This window comes from Methylobacterium sp. WL64 (assembly GCF_008039945.1).
Classification (GTDB): domain Bacteria; phylum Pseudomonadota; class Alphaproteobacteria; order Rhizobiales; family Beijerinckiaceae; genus Methylobacterium.
Map to the genome: position 1 here is coordinate 1 of NZ_VRVA01000164.1, position 9,036 is coordinate 9,036.

The window sequence follows — 9,036 nt, forward strand, 5'->3', positions numbered from 1 at the left end:
CAAAATACGTGTAGAGATGCAGCTCTTCGCCACAACCAAAGAAACGCCATTGAATTAAATCAGGAAGAATTTTAGCCGAAAGCTTGCCGGTGGCGCCCAACGACTTTCCGGACATTCTCCGAAGTCCAAGCGCTGCCTTTGAGGCTGAGAACACCTTCCCTGTTTAGCCGCTCGGCGATGGCCTGCCAGCGCCCGCTTCCCTCCGGGATAGTCGACAACGCTCGCTCGAGCCCTTCGAAGGCTTCCTCTTGCAAATCTCTCATTCGCTCGCGCTCCTCCACCCGGGACGCCTTAAAATGCGCGATGGGGTCGAAGCGGCGTCCATCAACAGGGATTGGATCAGGAGATAGACCTATAAGTTTGAAATCCAGGCCTGTTGCAACATTTTTCAAGTAAGGGTTAGTGCGCCAGAAGTTTCGCTCCTCGAAGTTGACGTAGACCAGATCTGCCTCAAGCCGAGCGCATAGGCGTCGACAATCTTCGAGATCTTTCTGCACGGCCTCAGTTGCTCGGTCATTACGAACGTCGACGAAGGCGATTTCTCCCACAAGTCTGCACGGCTGCTCCTTGGCCCACAGTCGCACGCGCTCGCGCTGGTAGCGGATCGTGCGGCTGGCCCGGGCGGCGCCTTCGACATCCTTGGGCAAGCGCCGGAAGTCAGCCCATGTGATCGGCAGTGTCCAATAGAACCCGACGCAGGCCTCTCTCATGCGCGCCATTCCAGGGCACCCGCCTAATCTCACCTGCGCCCGGACAATTCCGATGGCCCAGTTCGCCCCAGTCTACCGCGGGGTACGGTCTCTCATCAACAGCGGGGCACAACCCAGCAAGCCAACAATAACACCGCTGAACTGAGACCACTTTTAACAGTAACAGGCCTTGGAGAGAGCAGATGGCGAACCCCAAAAAATTCGACGATGCGAGCTCGAAAAAGTCTCACGAGGACCCAATCGCCGCCAACGACCCGGCCCTGTTTGCCAAGATCGATCTAGAGGACGGGTCGGAGAAGCACCCGATGCCCCACAACAAAAGCGGGAACCACCTTTTCGCCGGGCTCAGCCTCCGCGATCAGATCGCTCTCGGGCACAAACCGGCCGTGGAGCATGGATGGGATCCGGCGGGCCGCCGGACCATCGACTTCGAGGTCAATGCAGCTCGACAGGCGCGCCTGTTCGGCATGGTGGCCGGGCAGAAGGCGGTCCTCCACGTGACCTGCCTCGGCACTGACGGGGAATGGCAACGGCTGCGAGTTCGCAAGGTGATCTGGAAGCTTCGCCGCACCTGAAGCGACGCGGAGAACGAGGGGCCGGGGCGGACAACCGCCCCGGCCTCGGCAAGGGACCAACGCTGATGATCCGACGCCCCTCGTTCCTCATCGTCCCCACGTGCAGCACGCCCCCGTTGCTCTCGATTTCCGCCGCGGCGCCCTCAACCCGCAGCGCCTCTTCCAACATCATCAACGCACCGACGCCGCCTTGTCGTTCTCGTGACGAGAAAATCGCGGCGGGTGCTCATCGCAGGGTGATCACCATGAAGAAGCCGAAAAACAAGACTACGAAGCCCAAGCGACCGCAGAGTGAGTGGCGCGTGGAGCCGGTCGAGGGCACCAGCGGCATGGGCCCGTACCCGCCGGACAGCTCGGACCTACAGCGCCGAATCAAGGCGAACCCGCTTGGGGTCTGCGCGGAAGCCCGGCACCAGCTCGGCGAGGTCCAGGCGGGCTACCGCCGCGAGCTGTACGGGGTGCTCGCGCTGATCGTCGGGATCGCTCGGCACTACTACTCTGACTACAAGGCGTGGAAGGTTTTCTTCAAACAGCCGTGCTTCCACACGAGCAAGGTCGAGCGGAAGGCACGCACGCACCAAGTGCACGCGCTGCGGCATACGATGAACTATGTGTTCGACGCAAAGAGCAAACAGGGCCGCAGCCGGACGGGCAAGTACGCGGCGGCACTCCACGAATACATGCTCGTTGGCATACCGGTCGATCAGATAGCAGCGCAGATCGAGCAGGATGGCGGGATCGAGAAGCTGTATGAAAAGTATTTGGAGCGGGAGGCGCGCAAGCCCAAGAAGGGCCGGCATCAGGCGATAAATGAGGCGGAGTACGCCGCCACAATGCAGTACGGCGACTTAGGCAAGAAGACGTCCGGAACCCCGGAGGACATGACCGCTGGGGATCTGGAAGATGGGCCGCCCTCGGCCGAGGGCGACAGTGATCAGGAGGATTGGGATGACCGCGAGGACGGAGAGGAGCGGATCGAGGGGCTCGACATCTATGATGACGCCGGCTTCGAACTGCGGCCGACCCTGAAGCGTGGTAGGGATCCGAGCGGGCGAGACGTGATCATGCTCGAAGTGACGCCGGAGATGAAGAAGCGGCTGCTCTCGGTGAAGGCGGGACAGCTGGTAATGGTCCGCCTTATCGGCATGGGGGTCGAGGAAGGTGACGATCCGGACAAGGATTGGGTGCGGCTGCGGGCGCGACGTGCGTTTCGTTGGCCCATCGCGCGCGCCAAGGTACCGGTGCACTAGATAACCTGGACCGGGGCGGCGATGTCGCCCTGGCCCTTTTAAGCTCTGATCAACACCGGATGGCGCCAGGGGTCTGTGGCCGGTCGCGGTTGCGCCTCGAGTTCGGAGATCGGGCGCGGCAGGATGATCACGCTGTCGAGATCCGCCCGGCGGCGCTGCAGCGACTTGAAGAGGTAGAAGACGACCCGCCGGTGGTCATGGGTGACCGGCTCGGCGTGGATGCGCTCGACCGGGCCCCGGGTGTAAAGAGCTTGATGAGTTGCGAGGTGCTCGTCGAGCGGCTCGCGCAGGCGGCTCCGGGGTGGGATGAGAGCCAAGCCCTGGTAGTGCAGCCCGTTGTTGAGGGTGACCTCCAGCAGGCTGGCCTTGGCCCGCTTCGCCACCGGCCAGTCAGGGACGAGGACCCATTCTGGGAGGCGATGGCGGTGAGCGGGGGAGCGCGGCTTGCGGGCGACCCGGAGGAGAAGGGTCTTGTAGGCTTCGGTAATCCCACGCTCCATCTCCCCCCGCACCCAATCCTGGGGAACTCGGAGGGGCTTGTACAGGAGGGAGATTATATAGGGGGTGTACCCTTCCTCAATCTTCACGGCTACCATGTCACTATAGCCCTGCATCACTTCGTCAATGTAAGCAATAGCACCTGTTTGCACATGACTCTCCATATGCGCCTCGCCAGGGAAGCACACGGCACGATGATGGAGGCAGGCCTCGAAAGCGTTGGCACACCAACGGCCGGGGGAAACTGTGGCTGAAATTACAATTTACCGGTTCAGCCGTTCGGCTCTGCGGCGCCTGCCGGGGCGTGACTGCTCAGAAGTTCGGGCGGACAGCTCCGGTCGTGCTCAGACAGGATCCTCCGACCGCTTACGCCCTTGCCGCCGACCCGGCGCGCCAAGCCGCGTTGCTTGCTCAAGACACCGCCCGCGAAGGCCTCGTTGGTTGCGCCGGGATTGATCAGGTTGGAGCACCGCACACCAATGCGGTCTGCGAGTGGCAGGAGCCTGCTTCGTGCTCTACACGGACCGGCGTTTGCAGCAGTCAGCGCAGACCGCACGCGTGCAGCCGTCTTCCTCGGGTTGCGACCTGCCGGCGGCGTCCTTGACAGCCTCTCAGCTCCGCGAGCCCGACGTCACTCGTCGCCCTGGCTGGCCGCCTCGCTGAGGGCGCCGGCGCGGCGAAGGATGCCGGAGATCAAACCGCTCGCGAAGGCCGCCGCGAGCGCACCCTCCACGAAGCGGTCCTGCCGGATCACGGTCGTGAGCAGCCGCGCGAGCTGCCGCTCGCTGGCGCGGGCGAGCGCGGTCGGATCGTCGCGCAACCGCTGGGCCTTAGGGGTCTGCGCCCAGGCTGCCCAGTCGAAGCCGTCCAGCACCCATCCATGCGTATAGCAATCCGCCACGAACCGCTGGACCTCGTCGTTTGGGAGGAACGTGGCCGGCGAGAAGTTGTCCGCGGGAGCGGCCTGCGGAGAGCACAGCCCCACCGGCGCAGCGGGATCGGCGAACGCCGTGAAGTACCGAGCAAGGGCAGCCAGCCGGACCGCTCGGGTCGTCTTCGCCTCGACCATGTTCGCCTCTTCCGGCTTGCCACGAGAGAGCACAGGGGTACGAGAACCGGCGACGAGCAGCGCCTCGCAGGGATTGGCCGCTACGGCGTAGCGGCGAGCGCCCGCATCGCCTCCTGCGCCAACGCGGCCAGCGGCGCCGGGTCGAAGCCCTCCTGCCCGCGAACTTGCGGCAGCGCGCCCGACAGCGTCACGCGGCGGTCCTCCCCGTCGTCGCCCCACGCCGGACCCAGGGCGAGGCAATCGCTCACCGTGGTGCTGTCCTCCTCGTCCCACAGGTAGAAGGCCAGCGTGGCCTCCTGCTCACCCTCGACGAGCGCCAACCGCGTGAATAGGCGACCGCGGCCAGGCACGGCGAACACCCCGCACACCGCCTTCGCCGCCCAGACCTCGGCGACCGATAGATCGGCGCACTCGGTGTCGACCTCCTCCCGGAACGCGCGGTGCCCGTCGTAGTCGAGCAGCTGCGCCCCCGGCAGGTGCGCCCGCACCGTCTCGCCCCACGTCGCCGCCCACAGCGCTCGCAGCAGGCTCGCGTACTCGACCCGGATGCGGTGCGCCGCCAGCCCGGCCAGCGCGAAGCGTTCGGCCTCCCCCAGACTGAGGTCGGGCGGCACCTCGCTCGAGGCGACCAGCGTATCAACCGCTATGCGGTTCAGTGGGTCGCCCCAGTAGAACGCGACGCTCTCGGGAATCTCGATCACGCGGGGGGCCTCCGGTTGGACAGGATGAAGCGCCAGAGGTGCGCGCGCACCCGCGCGAACTCCGGGTCGTCGTCGCCGGCGGCTGCCAGCACGCCCTCCCAGCGCCGCAGCAGCGCGAACCAACGCACCGCCGCCCACGCGCGATGGCGCCGCTCGGCGGAGTCGGGCACGACGGTTAGCAGGACGAGCGCCACGGGGCCGCCCCGGGCTCGCCGCTGGGCCTCCTCGCGGTAGGGTTTGAGCTGACCCTCGCCGACGCTCGCGCCGAGCTTGGCCTCGATTACCACCACAGCGCGGCGACCCTGTGCATCCGCGGTCCACTCGAACAATAGGTCAATGCGCGTCGGCTTGCTGCCCCCCGGCTTCGACGCCGTGGCCTTCGCGGACCGCTTCGCAGCTCGGGCGATCTGATACTCGGCGGCCACGCTCGGCCGGATCTCGTCGGCCAGCGTCGCGCGCACGGTGTCGGCGCCGGCGAGCTCGGTCAGCAGGCGCAGGAAGGCGATGGCGCGCGGCGCCCCCCGCTTGCCGGCCGCCGGACCCATCAGCGCGGCCAGCGCCCGGGTGATGTCCGGCTCGCGGAGCCGGTAGCTCGCCCGCATCGCCGGACTGGCGAAGGGGTGTCCCGCCCATGCCGGCCCATACGCTCCGCCGGGCGCCAGATATGGCACCAGCGGAATACCCCGGACGAGTGGCCCCGCGGCCTCACCCAGGACAGCGGCGGCGTCCGCTCGTCGGGCGAGGGAGCGCAGCCCCGCGGCCCGCACGCTCGCCCCGTCGGCAGCCTGCCAAGTGGGCGTGCGATGCAGCAGGGGGGCCAGGCGGGCGAGGGCTAGCAGGGCGGCGTCCCGGAGCGGGGGGACGAGTACCGGCAAGGGGGAAGGCACCATACCGGAGCTTAACTACGGATGATCCCCGTCTGGCAAGGCTGTATCCCGAGTCATGCTCGGTGGTCCGGGTCCTCCCGCCGGAGGATCACTCAGGGCCATGGACAGCGGCGAACTTAGACGCCGTTTCGGGCGGCACGTGCAGGGCCTGCGTGAGGCCAAGGGGCTGACGCAGGAGCAGCTGGCCGACCGGATCGGGCGCAGCGTGGATACGGTGGGCAACATCGAGCGCGGAGTGAACGCCACGCGCATCGAGATCGCCCACCGCATTGCCACCGAACTAGGGGTGGGCCTGTCGGACCTGTTCGCTTTCGAGCCCAGGCCGGACAACCCGGCGGCCCCCACGATGCCGGAGGAGGCTGGTCCCTTGTTCGACCTGCTTCGGGGCTGCGACGGCGAGACGATTCGTGGCCTGACCGAGCTGGTGCGGGTCGGGCTCGGGCTGACGCGACGCCCCTAACGAGAAGCGCCCGAACGGGCTACATCTCGCCGAGCTCGGCCAGCCGCCGGACCAGGTCGTCGAGGTCGGTGAATGCCCTAACCGCGTCCACTTCCTGCCGACTGAAGCGATAGGAAGCGGCCTGCAAGCTGGCGCGGTCAGCGAACGGCAGGTCGAGCGCGGCAACGACCTCGACATGGCGCGCGTCATGGGCGGCCCAGGCGTAGACGGTGCCGTCCGGCGCACGCAGGGCGCGCACGAGCCCTCTCGGGGCCTCGGCAAGGAGGCGGACGAGGGCATCGTGGTTGGGGTTCGTCAGGATGTCCATGGCGCTGTCATCACGTCGAAGGGCCAGCGAGGCAATCACCCGAGCATCCAACGACGCCGATAAGCGCCTCGCGGCCGGAGAGATCAGTTCGAACGGTCGCTCGGATCGTCATACCGTCTCACGAGTTCACGCAATTCCTGCGACGGTCGCCCGTAGCTTACCACCGCGACGTCGAGGTCGCGATCACTGGCCAGCCGCAGTGCCCGGAGCATGGCCGCGTCGATCCAGGCGTCCGCGTTGCCGAAGGCGCCCCCGCCAAGCCTCGTCAGCAGCACGCGGTTCGAGGTGCCCCGCGCCGCGTTCAGCACGCCGGCCAGCAGCGTACCCTCGTACGCCGCTTCCAGCACCAGGCGGGCGAACGGAGCCCAGATCTCTAACGGCAAGCGCGTGTAGGCTATCGGCAGCGCCGAGCAGAAGATCTGGCTGACGAGTGGGCCCGGTGCCGGCCCGTCGGTGACCTCGACGTCCTGGTGCAGGCCGAGCCGTAGCCGACCACGCAGATCGTCGAGGGTGCCCTCGTCCACCGCGCTCAGGTGCCCTACAACGGCATCCAGGGCGGCCCGCGTCGGCAGCGCGTAGCCGTTGCGCATCGCCCACAGGGTCGTCCGTCCACTGCCCAGCCGGTGCGCGAGGGCGTCCCCGAGATCGGAGAGGCCGTCGAGCTGACGCTCCGCCGTCTGGCCGGTTTTGCCCGCCACCGGCACGAGGTAGTTGCGGTAGATCGTGGCCGCCCCCGCCGCCATCGCGCAAGCTGGGCCCTGCGTGCGGTCGTACGCGTAGCCGGCGACACCGTCCTCCGGGGTGACGTCCGGCCCGACCATCTCCAGCATGTTGAACTGCGAAGCCACCTGGAACAGTGCGCCGCGGTTCTCGGGAACGCGATGCAAAGCGCGTACGTCGCCCTCGATGATGGATAGCTTCAATCGCCCCGGTCGGTGGACGGCTGCCACGGCGGCGCGCAGCTCAGCGACGGACGTAAGCGTCAGCGTCCCGACCCCAAAGCTCTCGCCGGTCCCCTCCCGGATCAACCGGTCGCCCACCATACACAGCCGGGCCCGCGTCTCCCCGTACCCCGTCTCGCCGAACCCAATCAGCCGCTCGAACCAGTCCATATTGCCCCCCGGTCTGGCATCTATCGCCCGCCTCGCCGTTTCGTGCTCTGTCTTATCCCATGTGCTATGGAGCTATCCCTGCGGCTCACCCCACCGAGTTAATTCAACGCAGAGCCTTTGCCGGCTTCCACATCGCCGCCGTGCGGGCGATGCAGGTCTCTGGCAAAGGCCCCTCACCGTTTTTCTCGTATCCGGCGTGCCGCATGACTTCGGCGACGAGTGATCCAGCGTTCATCGTCCCCTGCCCCCGGCGTCCATATCGGCCGCCCATGACTTCCTGCAGAATCGGATCGACACCTGCCAGGGCAGGCTGTCCGTTCCTCACCGCGTCCAGCGCCGCTTGTCGAGCTCGGGCAGACCAGACGATCTCCTGCAGCTCGCGATAGATCGGATCGTCGAGGGACATCCCGCCGCTGCTCAGAGGCAGATCAAGGGAGTCGATGAGGGCGACGGTCGTGCGACCGATCTCGCTGTCGAACTTTGCTGCGCGGCTCCGCACCGTCGTGCGCCCTTCAGGTGTCATCGCACGTATCTGTGCTTCCGTCGGCACTCTCATGTGTTCTCCACTTTACCGAGTTCGATCACGGTAGCTCACATGGCGACGCTGGCTCACGGAGCCAGCTCATCGAGCAGGGAGCCGACAACCTTGGAAGGATTTATCTCTCATTAGTCGGCCCCTCTTGCCAGCTGGCTCCAATCCAGATCAGGCGCGAGATCAGAACGGGGACGGAAACGATGCGCTGCTTAGGTCGAATCGTGCTGATCACGGGAGGAGACAGCGGCATCAGGTCTGCGACCGCGGTCGCTCTCGCACCAAAACCGGGTGCCGCCAGGGGTCCTCAGCCGGCCTGGGCTTGCTGTCAAGCTCGGTTGAGGACCGTGGGAGCATCAGAATGTCGTCGAAGCTCGCCCGGCCCCGCATTAGGGCTTTAAAGTTGTAGGTGTGCACGTAACCGAGGTCGCTCGTTATGGGGGTGGCGGTGAGCGACAGGAGAGGTCCGCCCCGGGGGCAGTACCGGGCGCCCGATGGCCCCAAGTGCTCATTTAGCGGCTCGCGGAGCCGGCCACCCGGCGGCATCACCGCAAGCCCTTGGAGGTGCAGCCCGTCATTGGGCACGAGATCGCGCAGCGCGGAGCGGGCACTGACCTTCGTTCCCTTCGCGACGGGGTAGTCGGGGGCGAGGATCCAGCGGGGAGTCCAGGGTCTGCGGCTCGGCGCACTCGCGTTGCGCCACACCCGCTCACAAAGCCAGCGGTGAGCCCGCTCGGCCTCGCGGTGCATTTGGGCGATGACCGTGTTCCGGCGCCCGCCGAGGTGGTGAAACTTGAGGACGAGGAGGTAGGGAAACCAGCCCTCGGCGACGAGGTCGAGGGCAATGTGGCCGTAGCCCCCCGTCAGCTGGTTGATTTGATCACTGCGGGAGAGGTTCATCAAAGGGGTCGGGGTCATACCTGGGTCTCCTGGAG

The 9,036-nt window shown here is 66.5% G+C and carries 12 protein-coding genes; 3 read left to right on the forward strand and 9 right to left on the reverse strand.

The features are described from left to right. Nucleotides 1-71: 71 nt before the first annotated feature. Nucleotides 72-710: a hypothetical protein gene (locus FV242_RS30760; RefSeq protein WP_147941572.1), complete on the reverse strand. Its 639-nt coding sequence runs from the start codon at nucleotides 708-710 to the stop codon at nucleotides 72-74. Nucleotides 711-892: 182 nt separating this feature from the next. Between FV242_RS30760 and FV242_RS30765 the strand changes: the two genes are divergently transcribed. Both FV242_RS30765 and FV242_RS30770 read left to right on the forward strand, forming a co-directional pair. Next, entirely contained in the window at nucleotides 893-1,285 is a 393-nt protein-coding gene (locus tag FV242_RS30765; protein WP_147941573.1) for a hypothetical protein, read from the forward strand. A gap of 65 nt (nucleotides 1,286-1,350) precedes the next feature. Further along, nucleotides 1,351-2,535 carry a hypothetical protein gene (locus tag FV242_RS30770; RefSeq protein WP_147941574.1) on the forward strand — a complete coding sequence of 395 codons (1,185 nt, stop codon included), beginning with the start codon at nucleotides 1,351-1,353 and terminating at the stop codon, nucleotides 2,533-2,535. A 38-nt stretch (nucleotides 2,536-2,573) separates the two neighbouring features. On the opposite strand, the gene FV242_RS30775 is transcribed toward FV242_RS30770, so the two are convergent. From FV242_RS30775 to FV242_RS30785, 4 genes are all read right to left on the reverse strand, one after another. Further along, nucleotides 2,574-3,149, reverse strand: a complete 576-nt coding sequence (locus FV242_RS30775) for a hypothetical protein (RefSeq protein ID WP_147941575.1) — start codon at nucleotides 3,147-3,149, stop codon at nucleotides 2,574-2,576. Nucleotides 3,150-3,664: 515 nt separating this feature from the next. Continuing rightward, on the reverse strand, nucleotides 3,665-4,102 hold the full coding sequence (locus FV242_RS30780; RefSeq protein WP_187278625.1) for a DUF6508 domain-containing protein: 438 nt from the start codon (nucleotides 4,100-4,102) through the stop codon (nucleotides 3,665-3,667). A gap of 80 nt (nucleotides 4,103-4,182) precedes the next feature. After that, the gene (locus FV242_RS34945; protein ID WP_187278626.1) at nucleotides 4,183-4,803 is read right to left on the reverse strand and encodes a hypothetical protein; all 621 of its coding nucleotides are present in this window, start codon (nucleotides 4,801-4,803) and stop codon (nucleotides 4,183-4,185) included. Continuing rightward, complete coding sequence (locus tag FV242_RS30785) at nucleotides 4,800-5,678, reverse strand: PD-(D/E)XK nuclease family protein (protein WP_187278627.1); 879 nt, start codon at nucleotides 5,676-5,678, stop codon at nucleotides 4,800-4,802. Before FV242_RS30785 ends, FV242_RS34945 begins: the two co-directional genes overlap by 4 nt. A 112-nt stretch (nucleotides 5,679-5,790) precedes the next feature. On the opposite strand from FV242_RS30785, the gene FV242_RS30790 reads away from it, so the two are divergent. Further along, entirely contained in the window at nucleotides 5,791-6,150 is a 360-nt protein-coding gene (locus FV242_RS30790) for a helix-turn-helix transcriptional regulator (protein ID WP_187278628.1), read from the forward strand. A gap of 19 nt (nucleotides 6,151-6,169) precedes the next feature. Here FV242_RS30790 and FV242_RS30795 read toward each other — a convergent pair whose 3' ends face one another. The 4 genes from FV242_RS30795 to FV242_RS30810 all read right to left on the reverse strand — a co-directional run bounded on the left by FV242_RS30795 (nucleotide 6,170) and on the right by FV242_RS30810 (nucleotide 9,019). Next, a complete protein-coding gene (locus FV242_RS30795) occupies nucleotides 6,170-6,457 on the reverse strand; it encodes a hypothetical protein (RefSeq protein ID WP_210248979.1) in 288 nt (95 codons plus the stop codon). Between the two features lie 83 nt (nucleotides 6,458-6,540). Beyond that, nucleotides 6,541-7,569 (reverse strand): hypothetical protein, encoded by a 1,029-nt coding sequence (locus FV242_RS30800; protein WP_147941580.1) that lies wholly within the window; start codon nucleotides 7,567-7,569, stop codon nucleotides 6,541-6,543. A gap of 103 nt (nucleotides 7,570-7,672) precedes the next feature. Beyond that, a complete protein-coding gene (locus FV242_RS30805) occupies nucleotides 7,673-8,125 on the reverse strand; it encodes a hypothetical protein (protein ID WP_147941581.1) in 453 nt (150 codons plus the stop codon). Between the two features lie 228 nt (nucleotides 8,126-8,353). After that, nucleotides 8,354-9,019 (reverse strand): hypothetical protein, encoded by a 666-nt coding sequence (locus FV242_RS30810; RefSeq protein WP_147941582.1) that lies wholly within the window; start codon nucleotides 9,017-9,019, stop codon nucleotides 8,354-8,356. Between the last annotated feature and the right edge of the window lie 17 nt (nucleotides 9,020-9,036).